Annotated in this window: 12 protein-coding genes; 3 read left to right on the top strand and 9 right to left on the bottom strand. The window is 42.5% G+C overall.

The window, feature by feature from the left end:
- Window positions 1–61: 61 nt before the first annotated feature.
- A complete protein-coding gene (gene rlmF, locus PHU20_RS01505) occupies window positions 62–937 on the top strand; it encodes a 23S rRNA (adenine(1618)-N(6))-methyltransferase RlmF (RefSeq protein ID WP_274823568.1) in 876 nt (291 codons plus the stop codon).
- Between the two features lie 26 nt (window positions 938–963).
- Here the strand turns inward: rlmF and PHU20_RS01500 are convergent, their stop codons facing one another.
- Window positions 964–2,241 carry an aminotransferase class V-fold PLP-dependent enzyme gene (locus PHU20_RS01500; RefSeq protein ID WP_274823567.1) on the bottom strand — a complete coding sequence of 426 codons (1,278 nt, stop codon included), beginning with the start codon at window positions 2,239–2,241 and terminating at the stop codon, window positions 964–966.
- Window positions 2,242–2,588: 347 nt separating this feature from the next.
- Complete coding sequence (gene fabD / locus PHU20_RS01495) at window positions 2,589–3,464, bottom strand: ACP S-malonyltransferase (RefSeq protein WP_274823566.1); 876 nt, start codon at window positions 3,462–3,464, stop codon at window positions 2,589–2,591.
- Between the two features lie 200 nt (window positions 3,465–3,664).
- On the opposite strand from fabD, the gene PHU20_RS01490 reads away from it, so the two are divergent.
- Complete coding sequence (locus PHU20_RS01490; protein WP_274823565.1) at window positions 3,665–3,823, top strand: hypothetical protein; 159 nt, start codon at window positions 3,665–3,667, stop codon at window positions 3,821–3,823.
- A gap of 72 nt (window positions 3,824–3,895) precedes the next feature.
- On the opposite strand, the gene PHU20_RS01485 is transcribed toward PHU20_RS01490, so the two are convergent.
- The 5 genes from PHU20_RS01485 to PHU20_RS01465 form a co-directional block, all read right to left on the bottom strand.
- A complete protein-coding gene (locus tag PHU20_RS01485) occupies window positions 3,896–6,115 on the bottom strand; it encodes a nitric-oxide reductase large subunit (RefSeq protein WP_274823564.1) in 2,220 nt (739 codons plus the stop codon).
- 696 nt (window positions 6,116–6,811) lie between these two features.
- Window positions 6,812–7,432, bottom strand: a complete 621-nt coding sequence (locus tag PHU20_RS01480) for a YqaA family protein (protein WP_274823563.1) — start codon at window positions 7,430–7,432, stop codon at window positions 6,812–6,814.
- A 169-nt stretch (window positions 7,433–7,601) separates the two neighbouring features.
- Window positions 7,602–8,927, bottom strand: a complete 1,326-nt coding sequence (locus PHU20_RS01475) for a DEAD/DEAH box helicase (protein WP_274823562.1) — start codon at window positions 8,925–8,927, stop codon at window positions 7,602–7,604.
- Between the two features lie 5 nt (window positions 8,928–8,932).
- On the bottom strand, window positions 8,933–10,261 hold the full coding sequence (locus PHU20_RS01470) for a DEAD/DEAH box helicase (protein ID WP_274823561.1): 1,329 nt from the start codon (window positions 10,259–10,261) through the stop codon (window positions 8,933–8,935).
- Between the two features lie 118 nt (window positions 10,262–10,379).
- Complete coding sequence (locus PHU20_RS01465; RefSeq protein ID WP_274823560.1) at window positions 10,380–10,829, bottom strand: KTSC domain-containing protein; 450 nt, start codon at window positions 10,827–10,829, stop codon at window positions 10,380–10,382.
- Between the two features lie 215 nt (window positions 10,830–11,044).
- On the opposite strand from PHU20_RS01465, the gene PHU20_RS01460 reads away from it, so the two are divergent.
- Window positions 11,045–11,656, top strand: a complete 612-nt coding sequence (locus PHU20_RS01460; protein ID WP_274823559.1) for a DEAD/DEAH box helicase — start codon at window positions 11,045–11,047, stop codon at window positions 11,654–11,656.
- Between the two features lie 12 nt (window positions 11,657–11,668).
- On the opposite strand, the gene PHU20_RS01455 is transcribed toward PHU20_RS01460, so the two are convergent.
- A complete protein-coding gene (locus tag PHU20_RS01455; RefSeq protein ID WP_274823558.1) occupies window positions 11,669–14,695 on the bottom strand; it encodes a VPS10 domain-containing protein in 3,027 nt (1,008 codons plus the stop codon).
- 248 nt (window positions 14,696–14,943) lie between these two features.
- Window positions 14,944–16,047, bottom strand: a complete 1,104-nt coding sequence (locus PHU20_RS01450) for an MBL fold metallo-hydrolase (protein WP_274823557.1) — start codon at window positions 16,045–16,047, stop codon at window positions 14,944–14,946.
- Window positions 16,048–16,065 lie beyond the last annotated feature (18 nt).

The following is a 16,065-nucleotide window of genomic DNA, read 5'->3' as shown; positions in this document are numbered from 1 at the left end:
ATTGTTTGTTGCATTTGGATTAGGGCATGGATTGATCTTTAAATGCCATACCTTTGCCTTCATGCATGCACATAACCCATATCATGGCAGATATGATCTGAAGAAATTGTCTGGACATGACGCTATGTTACAGCAACACATTGTTTTCAACCCCAATGGGGAAGAGACCATAGATTTTGGTTCTTCTTCGGCTGTTTATGAATTGAATAAGGCGATACTACTTGCCGATTTTAACCTGGAGGAATATCATTTGCCCTTAGGGTATCTCATTCCTCCCATTCCCGGGCGATTGGATTATCTTTTGCACCTTCGTGATTTTCTACATGATAAGTTGAATATTACAGGGGATCGACAATTGCATGGACTGGATATAGGTACAGGGGCAAATGGAATCTATTGCATCCTAGGGGCACAACACTTCAAATGGAAAATGGTCGGTTCCGAAAGTGATGTCAGAGCGGTAGAAATCGCCAGAACGAATGTGGAGCGAACAAAAGCGTTGAAAGATTTGATAGCGATTCGCCATCAAGTCAATAAAGGATTTCTGTTCAAAAATATAATACAGACCGATGAACTATTTGATTTTACGGTTTGTAACCCACCTTTCCATAGTTCTAAGGAAGAAGCCCTAAAAAGTGCTTTAAGAAAGCGCACTAAATTGGAGGGAAGTTATGACAAAGAGGACTTGGCCCTAAATTTTGAGGGACAGGCAAATGAATTATGGTGTAATGGAGGGGAAGCTCTTTTCATTAAAAGGTTGATAAAGGAAAGTATTCAATTTAAAGATCGGGTAAGGGTATTTTCCAGTTTGGTTTCCAAGGCCGATAATCTCCCAAGGATTGAAAAACAGCTAACGAAATCGAAAGCGGACTACCATATCATACCTATGTCCCAGGGACAAAAGAAAAGTCGCATGGTTGTATGGTGGTTTAGGTAGAAATACGGGTAACCCCGGCCAGAATATCAACCCAAACCTGCAATCAGGGTCAATGCCTTATCGATTTCTTCTTTCGAGTTATAGATATGTACCGAATGTCTCAGCATCTCACTGCCTACTGATCGGGGTTGTAAACGTTCTTTTTCCCACAAATAAGCTTGGAGCTCCGGTCCGGTCATCCCTTTTACCCCATAGGTCGTGATACCTGCCGCCATTTCCTCATTGGTGGAGGAATAAATGGTAACATGCTTCATGGGTTTGAGTCCGTTCCTTAAGTACATACCAAGTTCCTTGATACGGCCCAACCATAGATCATGCCCAATGGTGTTAAAGAAGTCCACCGCCGCTTCATACCCGGCCAAAAGTCCGGCATTACCCGTGCCGTTTTGCATTAAACGGAATCCAGGGTCATCGTGGTTGTCCCAGTTATAACTGGCAATGGTGGTCCAAATAGCTTCCGATGCCTCCTTATTGATATACAGCAAACCACTACCTGCAGGGGCCAGAAGCCACTTGTGTAAACTCGAATAGTAGGCGTCACAACCAATGTCCTTAACATCGACGGGAATATGGCCCACGCACTGTGCCCCGTCCAAAACGGTAAAAATACCACGCTTTTTGGCCTCACTACAGATTTCCTTTACCGGTAGAACCGTTCCAAAACCCGAAACCATATGCGGAACGGCAATAACTTTGGTCTTTGGGGTCACCTCCTTAAAAATGGCATCAACTATTTCTTGAGGGTCATTGGCCGGTTCCGGAATGGTGGCCTGTTTGTACACACATCCCCTACGTTTGGCCAATAATTGCCATGCCCCGAAACCACCACCGTGTTCTTGATTGGTGTTGAGCAACTCATCCCCTTTCTTTAAATCGAGTCCCATGCCCACGTAGTTCATGCCAAAAGTGGCATTTTGAGTCAAAGAGATTTCCTTAAAATCACAATTGATGATCTTGCCTAGTTTGATACGTAAACCCTCATACGGGAAATAGCCTGTAAGGAGAACGGGACCTGAACCGTTTTTATAATCCACGGTAGCCGCTTCGACATTCCAATGCATCATATGATCGAACATTTTATCCAACACATAACCCGGAGTGGGGCCCATGGTCCCATTATTGAAATACGTCTGTCCTTCTTTTAGAGGGAATTGCTTACGTACCATTTTCCAATAGCCCTCATCCTTCAACCCTTTATGTTTTAAGGGTTCTAGGGACCAATCTTTTTTGGGGTCGAATGACATTAAGGGCAAGGACATCATGGCCATGGCCCCTTGTTTTAAAAATTTTCTGCGTTGTGTCATGGTTGGTGGGTGTATTTCGGTTATTTGCTAAAGGTTTGATATCCAAAGGCTTTTTTAAAGGGGCATGCCTTTTGGGTACATTTTTTGGATTTTTGTGTATTAAGGGTAATTCAACAAAATTTTATTTTCATTGAATTTTATTCATCACTTATTGGTTGATCTTTGAATAATAATTAGAATATTCCTTAAAACTAATAACATTTTAAGAATTATTAAAATTAATTTTTCCATTTCATTTCTGAAATGCGTATTGTGAATAAGTTGTAAAAGGCATTATCGGCTATGGGAAATTTCTTCTGAAGAAGGACTTGTTTATGAAGTAATTAGTTTGAAAAGTAGGTAAAGGATCAAGAAATTCCGTTGATTTTCACATTTTTATGAATGTGACGCACGAGTCCCCTTAAGAAATTCCCTGGACCTATTTCTGTAAATTCAGTGGCCCCATCCTCTTCCATATGAAGTATTGTGTGTCTCCACATGACGGGATGCGTCAATTGATCGATGAGGTTTTTCTTGATCATTTCAATATCGCTACAAGGACGCCCAGCGATATTCTGATAAACCGGACATTTGGGTTTTTTGAATTCCGTTTCGGCTATGGCCCTACTGAACTCTTCAACAATGGGTTCCATAAAGGGGGAATGGAAGGCTCCACTAACCGGTAAATCTATGATGGCATGGGCGGCAGGCCTCAATTTGTCACATGCTTCCTTTAGAGCTTTCTTTTCCCCTGAAATAACGACTTGTTTCAGCGCATTAAAATTGGCCGGTACAACGATGCCGTCTACTTGTTTACAGATATCCTGAACGATAACATCATACAATCCAACCACGACTGCCATCCCCGTTTTGTCGTTTTTACAGACTTTTTGCATGGCCGATGCGCGCTTTGAAATAAGTATCATAGCTGATTCAAAGTCCAACGATTCCACGGCGGCCAAAGCGGTTATCTCCCCCAAAGAATGTCCCGCGACCATATCGGGTTTAAAGTCATCGCCAAGGGTTTTGGTGAGAATATAGGAATGTAAGAATATGGCCGGTTGTGAAAATTGAGTTTGTTTCAGGTCTTTCGCCGATCCTTCGAACATGACATCGGTAATCGAATACCCTAAAATGGCATTGGCTTTGTTGAAATAGTCTCGGGCCAATTGTGATTTTTCGTACAGCGCTTTACCCATCCCTGGAAATTGGGTGCCTTGGCCGGGAAATAAATATGCATGCATGATTACTACGGATTGTTAGGGTTTTTAGACCATCAATTTACAATAAAAAGCATCGATAAGTAAAAAGCATGACCGTATTCTATCGTATCACAGTATTCCTTTCAGGGGCTGTACCGGGTATCATTGGGCACTATACTTATAGATATTTTATAAATATAAACTATAGTATGGAAATAGGTGTTAATTTTTAATGAACTACTATGGATGGCGTTAAAAAATGGATGAAATACAACAACACCCTATTTTCAATGGGGTTAAACCCCTATTGTGAATCCTCCCTTGGTATCTTCCCCTCCTGCGAGCGTTTGGAATCCTCTGTAAACCTTAAAAAAGGAATAAAAAGAAAAGGGGACGTATAAAAACATACGTCCCCTTTTCTTTTTACAGCCAATAACCTTCAGCACAGGAAAAATGGCCTAGACCGATTCGTTTTAATTTCTTTTTTTGAGACAATAGATCGTTTCCTGTACGGTAAACCAGCAGAAATAAAATATTCCGACAGAAAAGATCACATCACCGATCATACGTAACCACTTTAAGGTCTGTACGGTTGGTGAATACAATAATTCCGCATCCCTGGCAAAAGAATATCCTTTAGTAATCGAAGTATAGGCTTGTATGATCCCTACCGGCAACAAACTCAAAACGACCATGGCAACCAATCCGATATTCAGCCACCAGAAGGCTCTTTTAAGTTTTATGGAATCCCACACCCTATCGGAATAGAATCGCAAACAAATGATGATGAATCCCATTCCCAACAGACCATATACACCGAATAAAGCCGTATGGGCGTGTACCGCCGTGGTGTTCAATCCTTGTATGTAGTACAAGGCAATCGGGGGATTGATCAGGAAGCCAAACACCCCTGCGCCTACCATATTCCAGAAAGCTACCGCTATAAAGAAAAATATGGGCCATTTATAATTTTGGATCCATTCCTTGGACTTCAACAAATTCCAGTTTTCACGTATTTCAAAGCCCATTAGGGTAAGGGGTACTACCTCCAGCGCACTGAATGTCGCCCCTAAAGCGATAGCCTGTACAGGGGTCCCTGAATAGTACAAATGGTGCAGTGTTCCGATGATTCCTCCTGCCAAGAATATAGTTGCCGAGGCAATGGAGGCCCTTCCTGCTGTTTTTGCCGAAAGGATTTTCATCCTCAAGAAGATAAAAGCAATGATCACCGTGGCAAAAACTTCGAAAAATCCTTCTACCCAAAGGTGTACCAACCACCATCTCCAATAATTGATTACCGGTAAACTACTGTTTTCCCCATACATTAATCCGGAGAAGAAGAACATGCCGATAGCGATCACAGAGATCAAAAGGATGATCAATAAATGTTTTGAATCGTCATTCTTGCGAATGGCAAACAAGACGTGTCTACCCACCATAAGTACCCATAATACCAAACCGATGCCTAGGAAAATCTGCCAGAATCTTCCAAGGTCCATGTATTCATACCCTTGGTGACCAAAAAAGAAGTTGGTGGTTAAATCCAGAAATTGATGGATGCCCAACCACTCCCCCAATAGCGAGCCGAGTACGATGACCAATAGGGCTATGAATAGGAAATTGATTCCGAAAACCTGAAATTTCATTTCCTTACCACTGATCATAGGGGCTAGGAACAATCCTGTTGCCAACCATGTGGCAGCAATCCAAAAGACGGCCAATTGTGTGTGCCATGTCCTTGTGATGGAATAGGGTAAAAAACTGGATAAATCGAATCCGAAGAATGCTTGTCCCTCAACGGTATAGTGTACGGTTAAAGCCCCCAAAACCACCTGAAGTGCGATCAACAAGGAAATAACGATAAAGTATTTTAAAACGGATTTCTGTGATTTTGTAAGTACGAGCTTGTCCAAGGGGTCATTTTCTGGATGCAATAGCGCATCGCCCTTTTCATGGTTTCGAATATAATAATAGCTCAATGCCCCAATGAACAATAATAGAAGTACAATCGAAAATCCTGACCATATTTGTGAATCGGGTGTAATGGTATTGTCGATCAGGGGTTCGTGCGGCCAATTGGAGGTATAGGTATACTCCTTATTGGGTCTATTGGTACTTGCTGCCCATGACGTCCAGAATAAAAAGGCATTTAGCTGTGCCAGCTTTTCGGTGTCTACCAAGGCACCTTCTGGAATCGCATATTTTTCGTGTCCGTTCGAAAAGATATCCGCATAGTGTTTTGAATTATTCGCAATGGCGTCAAAACGGGCTTGGGAAATTGTTATACCTTTATTATCAGGGTTATAGGTGTTGGTCTTTATATCTTTGATCAAACGGGCTTTTAAGGCTGCCTTACGCTCCACATCCAAATCGTCGTAGGTGGAATTATAGTCCTTCTTTGCCCAGGCGTTGAGCATAAAAACCGCTTCCTTATGGATCCAATCGGCCGTCCAGTCAGGTGCTACATAACTTCCGTGGCCCCAAATGGAACCTACTTCCATGCCCCCTATCGATTCCCATACATTCTGTCCTATTTGTATGTCGCTTTTTGTTAAGACCGTTTCACCGGTTTCGGCAATCACTACTGTTTCCGGTATCGGCGGTTGTGTTTGATATACTTCGGTACCCACCCATATCAGGGCAATAAAGGAAAGTATTACTACACTGGAAAATCCTATCCAAACTTTTTTCATGGTTGTTGTTTTTCTTTTAATAATTGGTTTAAGCTTCAGTTCTGACCCTTTTCGGGCTTCTACTTTTGTTTAGTTGATTTTTAGATTGATATTTAGCGATATGACAAGGGGTGGTCGCTCATTGCTGTAGTATTCGTTTTTGGTTGTCAAGGTTGTTTTCATATATATTGGCATTAAAAATTCCATTCATTGTTTTCTGTTTATTGGCCCCCTAACTCAATGAGGGTATTGGCGTTAGTGATTTTTAAAGGATAAAAAGACCTTTATATCTTTTTATAAAGTATTGTTTTTCTTTTTTCAAAAGTTTTTTCCCTATGCCCAATAATATCGTGGTTGGTGGCGACTTACCGTATGTACTCTTCGTTGATACGTAAAGCCCTTTAACCCTATATGTGATATTTTAGAATCAAAAAATCATAAATTTCGGGTGCAAATATAGTGATATTTTTAAAACGGACTAAAATGTCCTGTTTAAATTCGTGAATACTTTCTTTTGTAAGATTAATTGGGTTATGGTGTTGGCTTAAAGTAATGTACCCCTTAAAACGATGCCTGCGAAATAAGGGATAGAACGGCATTTAGGAATATTTCCTTGATTGGGGAACAAATACCCATTAACGACTTCTTTGCTCCTATTTAACGGAAGCTGAAGAAATCATAAGGTGGTATTCTGCAGGAAATTAAAGGATAACTACCTTAAAAGATGTTGAAAATGACGATGGCATACAGGTAAAACCGTACGAAGCGCAACAAACCGAAGAGCAGGTAATTTCTGAATCGGTAATGTATGAGTCCGGCCGCTATACTCGTCATGGCAAAAGGAATGGGTAATAAGGCTCCCACGATAATGAGGAATCCCCCCCATTTTCGGATCATTTTCATATGTTTTGCCATTTTCACCTCAAAATAAGCCTTCATCGAAGGGACTTTCGAAATGGCCTTGCCTTCAAAAAAAGAAATTATGCCCCCAAGGTAGGATATTAGCGCAAGTATCGATAAATATACAATGGGAGTATTGGTCTTACCGGCCCATGCTATAAAGATTTCCGGGGGTACCAAGCCCAAAAGCGACTCTGTGGCCAGGAAAACACTTAAAATAATCAAAGGACTATACGTAGTAGTAATCGAGGTAAATAGATCGTGAAAATCGATCACATACAAATGAACAAGCCATAATCCTATGATAAATAAGGATATGGGTACAATGACCTTACCTAAACTGGATTTGATAAATGCGTAAAAACCAGTATAGGAATAGTATTGGTGGAGCAATCTTATTCTAGACTTTTTGGCACTTAGTTTAGGACTTCTTTCCATATTTATCTTAAAAGTTTTTCAATTTAAAAAGGAGCATTGGCGATATGGATATAAGTGGTAAACCACTGTAGTACTTCCAATATAATTTTTGCAAAAATAAGATACGCTACCAGAAACATTACCAAGGAGTTGTTAAAAGTGCTGTTTCTTATATAATACCCCTTACTTTTTACAATACGGTAATGCGTACTTTTTTATTCTTTAAGCGGGAATTATTCAGTTTTTGAACCAATTTATTGGCGATGGATAAGGGAACGGCTACGAAGGCACAGTCCTGTTTTAATTCAATTACACCCAATTGGTCTTTATTGATGCCGCCTTGTTTAAAGAAGAGTCCGGCAATATCACCTTTTGAAATCTTGTCTTTTCTGCCGCCTGAAATAAAGAGGGTTTCCCAATTCGGAGGGTTCGGTAGGGGTTTATGGGGCGTTTTATTGGAAATGTCCACCGTCTCCACGTCTTTGATAAACCCGGGTACGTATTCTTTTTCCCATTGCAATACATATGCGGTTCCTTTTTCGTTTACACGGGCCGTTCTGCCATTTCTGTGGGTAAACTCTTCAACGGCCCTGGGAAGCTCATAATGAATGATGTATTTCAATTCTGGAATATCGATTCCCCTAGCCGCCAAATCGGTCGCGATCAAGACTTGACAGGTACCGTTCCTGAACTTGATCAACGAGCGTTCCCTATCCCGTTGCTCCATTCCCCCTGAAAAACAGGTGTGGTGGATATGGTTTTTATCCAAAAAGGTACTTACACGTTCAATACTGTCCTTGAAATTACAAAAAACAATTCCGGGTTCATTGCCAATGTGGTGAAGCAAATTAACCAAGGTCTGTAATTTGTCCTTGTCGGTGGACACGACCGATTTAATGATCAATCCGGATTCCTTTTTGGTGTTTAGATAATCAATGAAAGTAGGCTCGATACATTGTACAAAAGCTGGAATTTCAACACCCTGTGTAGCGGAAGTAAGAATACGTTTTTCAAGATTTGGCAATTGATTGATGATGGCACTCATTTCTCCCTCAAAACCGGTTTCCAACGATTTGTCAAACTCATCCAAAACCAAGGTCTTGATATGCGTTTTTGAAAAACGGCCACCACCAAAATGGTCCGAGATCCTACCAGGGGTTCCGATTAAAATAGCAGGTGTGTGTTTCAGTTCGATCTTATCTTTGGCGATGGGCCTACCCCCATACACCGCATTCACCTTAAAACCTGAACCCATATTACGTACGACCTGTTCAATCTGTATGGCCAGCTCCCGTGAAGGCACTAGTATTAGGGCTTGTACTTCAGTGCATTCGGGATCCAGGGTTTCGATAAGCGGTAATAAAAAGGCAAGGGTCTTTCCGGTACCTGTGGGGGACAGCAATACGGTATTCGCCGTATTTTCGATTACCTCGAGTGCTTCCTTTTGCATCGGGTTCAATGCGGGAATCCGTAACTTATCCAAAATATCCCGTTGATTTCGTATCGTATTGGCCATAGGGTTTATTTCTTTTGGGAGCCCTCGGTTTTAGCATGGGTGGTACCGTGCATCAAATGATCGGCCAGTACTTTTTCTATCAATTCCTCTTTGGTCAAATGATGGAAAATGGTCTTTATTTTCTCTTTGGTTTCCCCGGAAACCGTACGGTTGGGCTTGGTTTTGAATATTTTCTTGGCCCACAGCACCAAATTTATTTCTTCCCGATCTGCTTCACTCTCCTTTTTCAACTCGAAAAAAACCAGTCCCAATTCCTTTTCGAATTCGGGAATATCAGGAAGTTCCTCTTCTTGTATGATGCTTAACGAAAGTCCCTTTGCCCCTGCCCTTGCCGTACGGCCACTTCGGTGCACATAGGCTTCATACGTATCCGGTAGATGGTAATTGACCACATAGGAAATTTCCTTTACGTCGATACCACGGGCCGCCAAATCGGTTGCCACGAGAATATCGATGTATCCTTCCCTGAACTGCCCCATGATCCGATCACGGATGCCTTGGGTGAGACTACCATGAATAGCGCCGGAGGGGAATTTATTAATGGCCAATTTCTTGGCTAATTTATTCACAGCTGCCTTGGTCTTACAGAAAATGATTCCCCGTTGCCCTTCTTTACTATTTAGAAAATGAAGTAAGACCTCCAATTTTTCAATAGGTGCTACCACAATATAGGTATGATCGATTCCTTGGTGACCCATTTGGGCCATATCGGCCTCTAAGTGCACTACGTGTTTCGACATATAGTTTTGTACCAATTGTTTTACGGTTCCCGGCATGGTAGCAGTAAACAACAATGTCCTTCTCGATTTGGGCATCAGGGCATCTAGGGTATCCAAGTCGGACTTTAAGGCCGTGACCATTTCATCGGCTTCGTCCAAGACCAAATAGTTCAATTTTCCAATGCTGACGGCCTCACGCTGGATCAGATCTATCAATCGACCAGGCGTGGCCACAATAATATGCGTCGTTTCTTTTAAGCGTTCTATTTGGGGTTTTATCGGAATTCCACCACAAACGGAAGCAATGGAAATGGCCGGACCGTTGGATGCATACGAAACGAGGTTCGTGTAAATCTGTTGCCCCAATTCCCGTGTAGGGGCCAATATAAGCGCCTGTACATCCGCATTTTTCGGGTTTATCAATTGCAACAAAGGCAGTCCGAACGCTGCCGTTTTACCGGTTCCCGTTTTTGCCAAGGCGACGACATCCTCTTTTTGGTTCAAGAGTATCGGAATGGTCTTTTTTTGGATATCCGTAGGAACGGAAATCTTTAATTCGGCTAGACTTTCTAGAAGTTGTTCCTTGATTCCTAAATCGGAAAATAGATTTGACATATAATGTAGTGGATTTGCGCAAAGATAACTACACGAAATGGGCAATCGTGTAAAGAGCCGTACTAATTCTTTTTTAAGGCTGTAAAATGCGCCTTAGCGGAGTATGTTTACTCCGCAGTTAAGCTTCCTGAAGGGTCCGTTTTGATTTTCTGTACGTGTATTTGGGGTAGATGGAGCGTTTTGCGAATCGATTCAATTTGTTGGCATTCAACATCTTTATATAAATAGGTTTGGTAACCCCGAAGTATTCGTACGTCGTTCCATCAGAAAAAGTGATTTCCAAAACCAATCCGTTATGGATAAACTCCGCAATTCCTGAATTGGAGATGGTCTCAGTATAGGCGTCTCGATTTGCAGCCAAGGTTTCTGGGGCGATGCTTACCAGAAAATGGTATCCATCAATAATAGAACGACTATGTACTTCAGCCTCTTCCCGTTGGGCATCACCTTCCTGAAACTTATCAGGATGCCATTCCTTTACTAACCTACGGTATGTGGTCTTTAAAGTCTTAAGATCGATATCCTTTTCTACACCAAATAGCTTCTTATATTGATTTATACGTTTCATAGTCTTTTTTACGAGGCGCGAAACTACACCTTTATTCTGAACCACTTAGCGTAAAACAGGCTTTTTTATTTTGGCCGGAACAACCATGAAAACGCAAATGGTCCAAAGTGGATAAAAGTAACTATTTTACAAAGGGAATCTCTTTCCATTTCAAGGTGGTATATTTGTCCCGCTTATCATACATTGTAAGTTTAAACTTTAACTTTTACCTTTTCATGCCTTTTAAGAAATTACATCCCAATATAAAAGAGACCCTCGAACAGCTCGAGATAGCATCCCCTACCCCTTTTCAGCGAAACAGTATTCCCGTAATAAAAAGTGGAGCCAATGTGTTTTGTACGGCACCTAAGGATGGGGGGAAAACAACTACCCTTATTCTTACCACTTTACAGAAATTAAAATGTGAAGCGGTCGGGAATGCCCCACGCGCAGTAGTTCTAGTGGAAAATAAAGAAAGGGCCCTGGAAGTGTACCAAGCTTTCTTAGGGTTTACCAAGTATAATTCGCTTCGTGTTTATGTCGGGTATGAAGAACTGCATATAGATATACAGAAATCAGAGATTTTCGAAGGTGTCGATATTCTTATATCCACCCCAAAAACAATGAACAAATTGTTTTTGATGAATGGGGTAAGTACTTCACAATTAAAGATTTTCAGCATAGACGACGCTGATTTTTTAACCCAGAAATCGGATTCAAGTGCAATTATTTCCATCACACAAAGTATTCAGAAATGTCAGTACGTGATATATTCGGAAAAATTGAACCCAAAACTGAAACGTTTTGAAACTTATTTTATGGAGTTTGCCAAAACCATCCAGTTTTAGGTTCGATAATCTTTATAACGAAGCCGCCTCTTGCTTTATCCCATTAAAAGCCATGGTCAATTCCTCATACCTGTCTTTTGCATCTTGTCCGGGTAGCTGATCGGCCTGCCCGATCATATAGTACAGATACGTAATCTGAGCAACCAACATTTGTTGCGGGTAGGCACCTTCGTCATTCTTTAATTTTTTCAAAAGGGTGTCAAGGGCTATCGACTGGGGCGTAGTTGTATCCCCTTTTTTTCCTGTCGACTTTTTAGCCTCTTTCTCGAGGCCTGCCTGCAATTTCCGGGCATCGGATAATAAGTTGATGACTTTGTTCTGCATGGCCACTTGTTCTTGGATATCACTTGCGGATACACCTTGGGCCTCGATTCTTGGATCCATGACGATCTCAAATTCCTGAAAAGTCGATTTTCCGTTTACGGTCAATTTTACCTTGTAGCTTCCAGGGGCTACCATAGGACCATTTTTAAACCTTTTCTTAGGATCCTTATCCCAAGGGCCTTTCTGTTTTAGGTCCCAGGCAAAACGATGGAGTCCCGGTTGGCCATCGAGCTTGGTGTCTATATATCGAAAGGTGCTGCTAAGGTTCATGTCCTCCTCTTCTATTTTACTGTCGACCAAAGCGCTATCACTGAAAATCGTCACCATAGGGGTGCCATTGGCATCTTGGATCTCTAAGGAGATGCCTTCTTTTGTTCCCTCTGGCACGTAGTAATCGATATATACGGCCGTTCTCGGGTATTTAGGGAATTGGGTGGTACGCATCTTCGGATATCGGTACCGTATGGTGGTATCCGGTTGGAAAACCACGGACTCTTCTTTTAAGCGTGTGATCTGTGATTGACGTAGGCTGGTAATATTATCCATGATCCAGAAGCCCCTGCCCATGGTGCTCAAAATTAAATCGCCACGAAATATCTTTATATCGGTAATGGGGGTAACCGGAAGGTTTTGTTGAAATGGTTTCCAACTTTCCCCCTCATCGAATGTAACGAAAAGACCGAATTCGGTACCTGCAAAAAGCAAACCTTCACGTACGGGATCTTCACGCAATACTCGGGCCGTATGATCCATAGGAATTCCATCACCCTCCACACTCAGTAGTTCCCAGCTTTCACCATAATCATTGGTTTTATAAAAATACGGTTTAGGGTCTCCCAATAAATGTCTGTCAACGGCAATATAGGCTTTGGCAGGATCGAATTGTGACGGGGCCACGGATTCTACCCTTCCTCCCTTGGGGAGTTTTTTAGGGGTTACGTTCTTCCAGGTCTTACCGCCATCTTTGGTAACCGAGACTACCCCATCGTTGGATCCCGTCCAAATCAACCCTTTCACCAATTTCGATTCTTGGATGGAATATAGGGTGCTATAATATTCCTCTCCGGTGATATCCCGTGTAATGGGACTCCCTGAAATCACCTGTTTATCGGCTTCAAAAGCCGTAAGGTCGGGAGAAATGGTTTCCCAGGAATACCCGTCAGAATCCGTTTTATGAAGGTATTGGGATCCGTGGTAGACTACATCTGGGTCATGTGGGGACACATGCACGGGGGATACCCGTTGAAAACGATATTTTAAATCTTTCGGGTTATGGCCATAAATATTGGTCGCCCCTACATAATACGCCTTTTCTGTTCCGGTCAGCTTGTTGAAAACCCCGAACCTACCTTTACAGTTGGCATAGACGATGTTGTGGTTCCCGGGTTTTGGGACTGCGGGTCCCGTTTCACAACCTCCGGTATTAATGATAAAGCCCCGACCGTCATCCTGAATGGCATAAGGAGGAAAACTGGGCACCGCAATGGTGGTCGAATTGTCTTGTTGTCCGGCATAGAGCCAATAAGGGTATTGGTCGTCCACTTCTACCTGATACAGTTCCGCTGTAGGTTGATTGAATTGGGTAGACCAGGTTTTACCCCCGTTGTGGGATACATTGGCCCCACCGTCATTGGCCTGAATGAGCAGGTCTGGATTGTTGGGATTGAGCCATATATCATGATTGTCGCCATGGGGTACGCTCATGCGCTTCCAAGTTTTACCCCCATCTGTGGATTTCAACAATGGATTGGCGTTGGAGAATACGATGTCGGGATTTGTTGGGTCTACTTCAAGATTGGTGTAATAAAAAGGTCGGTTGACCAATCCTTTATTACTGGAGGTTTGGACAAAGGTCTTACCTTGATCCACCGATTTGTAAACACCACCTTCATCATCCGGGGCTTCGATAACGGCATATAATATACTGGAGTCAGCCGGGGTAACGGCTAAATCTATTTTTCCGATCAAACCCTGTGGTAGTCCTTCCTTCAGTCTAATCCAGTTTTTGCCCCCGTCTATGGATTTGTAAATTCCGCCTTCTTCGGTAGTACCCCCAGAAATGATGGTCCATGGTTTCCGCTCTGCTTTCCATGCTGTGGCATATACGATATTCGGATTGCCCGGCAACAGCTCTAAATCGGCAAAACCTACTTGATCGGAAATGAAAAGGACTTTTTCCCAGGTAGTACCTCCATCAATGGTTTTGTAGATGCCCCGTTCTTTATTGGCCTTAAAGGCGTTTCCAATGACAGCTACCCAAACGATATTATGGTCGGTGGGGTCTATTTCCACGGCTCCTATTTGTCCGGCATCGGGTAAACCGATATGTTTCCATGTTTTACCTGCATCAATGGACTTATACATTCCCTTTCCGCTGATAACATTACTTCTGAGTCCGTCTGAACCCGTACCCACATAAATAATGTTCGGGTCGTTGGCGGCAATTTCAATAGCCCCTATGGAAGGGGTTTCAAAATAACCGTCGGTGATATTTTTCCAGGTAGTTCCATAATCTTCGGATTTCCAAATTCCCCCGCCCGTAGCACCTAGGTAGAAGGTCCCGGGTAATAGCGGAGTGCCTGTTACCGTGGTGACACGTCCTCCCCGTTCCGGACCAACGGTCCTGAATTGAAATGCTGAAAAATCTTGGGAAAATAAATTATGGACCACTAAGAAGGATAGTGATAGGAAAAAATGACGTAATTGGGTTTTCATTACTGTTTATTATGGTTTGGTTATAGCTAAAGTTACTTAATGCCCTGACCAAAACATAGATGATTTAACATTTTTATGATTTTACCATTTTTATCATAAAAAATTGTGTTTTATGAGAATTGACATCCGCTTGGTTGTAAACTTTGTTTTGAACGGTAATTGGTTTAAGGCCTTTACGAAGTTCAAAAATCCAAACGGTGATGGGAATGCATTATCCGAAGTGTGATAAGCAAACGACAGGGCAATTTTCAGTGCCACCAATCCTGGTTCTCGATATGCGCTTCCTTCAATAAAAAGGCATCCCCTATTTGAGGGGTGATTATCGGTACCTTCAACGCTTTTGCTTTTTTGGTTACCCGTTGTACGGGATCTGTCCATGAGTGCAACGCCAGTTTGAAGGCCCCCCAATGAATCGGCATGATCCTGCTTGCCCTTAGGTCGATCCCGGCTTGTACCGATTCTTCCGGGAACATGTGGATATCGGGCCATAATTCATTGTATTGGCCACATTCTATCATAGCAAAATCAAAAGGTCCGTATTTATCCCCAATTTCCTTGAAATGGCCATCGTATCCGCTATCCCCACTAAAATAGATAGTCTCGGCTGTAGAACGAATGACCCATGAAGACCAAAGGGTGCTTTGACCATTGGAGAATTTTCGGCCCGAAAAGTGTCTCGCTGGGGTACAGACAAACTGCAGCTCTCCAAGCGTGGTTTCTTGCCACCAGTCCAGCTCAACAATACGATCTTTTGAAATCCCCCAAGCTTCCAAATGCACCCCAACGCCAAGAGGGGTGTAAAATGTTTCCACTTTTTCCTTTAACATGGAAATGGACCCATAATCCAAATGATCATAATGGTCGTGGGAAATCAAAACGGCATCGATTTGCGGTAGGCTTTGTATCTCAATCGGCAGTTCCGGATAAAAACGTTTGCCCCCTAAAATGGGAAGTGGTGCAGGGACATCGCCGAACATGGGATCCAATAGGATGTTCTTGTGGTTCATTTGGATCAAAAAAGCGGAATGCCCAAACCAAACAAAGCGGGTCGGACTCGCATAATCGGCAATGTTCGCAGCGTCTATTTTTCGCACTGCAAGATCGTTTTCCGGTCTACCGTTCTCCACTTTTTCGAAAAAGAACTTACGGGCCAGGGAAATGGTTTCCGAAAAGCCCATACCCAGGTCAACGCGGTGCGTATTCACGAATTTCCCACGATCGAACTGGGGCGATGTGGCATATTGCAATTGAAGCTCTTTGGAAACCTCACCACCGAAAGATGGGTAATAGGCGGTGAACAAAAAGTATATGACAACCAATGCGGTTATAAGGAGGATTATGGCTAGGGTCATTCTTTTAATGAATTTTAG

This window comes from Maribacter polysaccharolyticus, assembly GCF_028882255.1.
GTDB lineage: Bacteria > Bacteroidota > Bacteroidia > Flavobacteriales > Flavobacteriaceae > Maribacter_A > Maribacter_A polysaccharolyticus.
The sequence above is the reverse complement of the archived record's forward strand: the minus strand, read 5'-3'. Positions and strand labels throughout refer to the sequence as shown.

Bases quoted from the DNA above. Each gene is read 5' to 3' on its own strand.
- PHU20_RS01465 (WP_274823560.1), bottom strand. From the start codon at position 10,829: ATGAAACGTATAAATCAATATAAGAAGCTATTTGGTGTAGAAAAGGAT.
- PHU20_RS01455 (WP_274823558.1), bottom strand. From the start codon at position 14,695: ATGAAAACCCAATTACGTCATTTTTTCCTATCACTATCCTTCTTAGTG.
- PHU20_RS01475 (WP_274823562.1), bottom strand. From the start codon at position 8,927: ATGGCCAATACGATACGAAATCAACGGGATATTTTGGATAAGTTACGG.
- rlmF (WP_274823568.1), top strand. From the start codon at position 62: ATGCATGCACATAACCCATATCATGGCAGATATGATCTGAAGAAATTG.
- PHU20_RS01460 (WP_274823559.1), top strand. From the start codon at position 11,045: ATGCCTTTTAAGAAATTACATCCCAATATAAAAGAGACCCTCGAACAG.
- PHU20_RS01450 (WP_274823557.1), bottom strand. From the start codon at position 16,047: ATGACCCTAGCCATAATCCTCCTTATAACCGCATTGGTTGTCATATAC.
- PHU20_RS01490 (WP_274823565.1), top strand. From the start codon at position 3,665: ATGGATGGCGTTAAAAAATGGATGAAATACAACAACACCCTATTTTCA.
- fabD (WP_274823566.1), bottom strand. From the start codon at position 3,464: ATGCATGCATATTTATTTCCCGGCCAAGGCACCCAATTTCCAGGGATG.
- PHU20_RS01480 (WP_274823563.1), bottom strand. From the start codon at position 7,432: ATGGAAAGAAGTCCTAAACTAAGTGCCAAAAAGTCTAGAATAAGATTG.
- PHU20_RS01485 (WP_274823564.1), bottom strand. From the start codon at position 6,115: ATGAAAAAAGTTTGGATAGGATTTTCCAGTGTAGTAATACTTTCCTTT.
- PHU20_RS01470 (WP_274823561.1), bottom strand. From the start codon at position 10,261: ATGTCAAATCTATTTTCCGATTTAGGAATCAAGGAACAACTTCTAGAA.
- PHU20_RS01500 (WP_274823567.1), bottom strand. From the start codon at position 2,241: ATGACACAACGCAGAAAATTTTTAAAACAAGGGGCCATGGCCATGATG.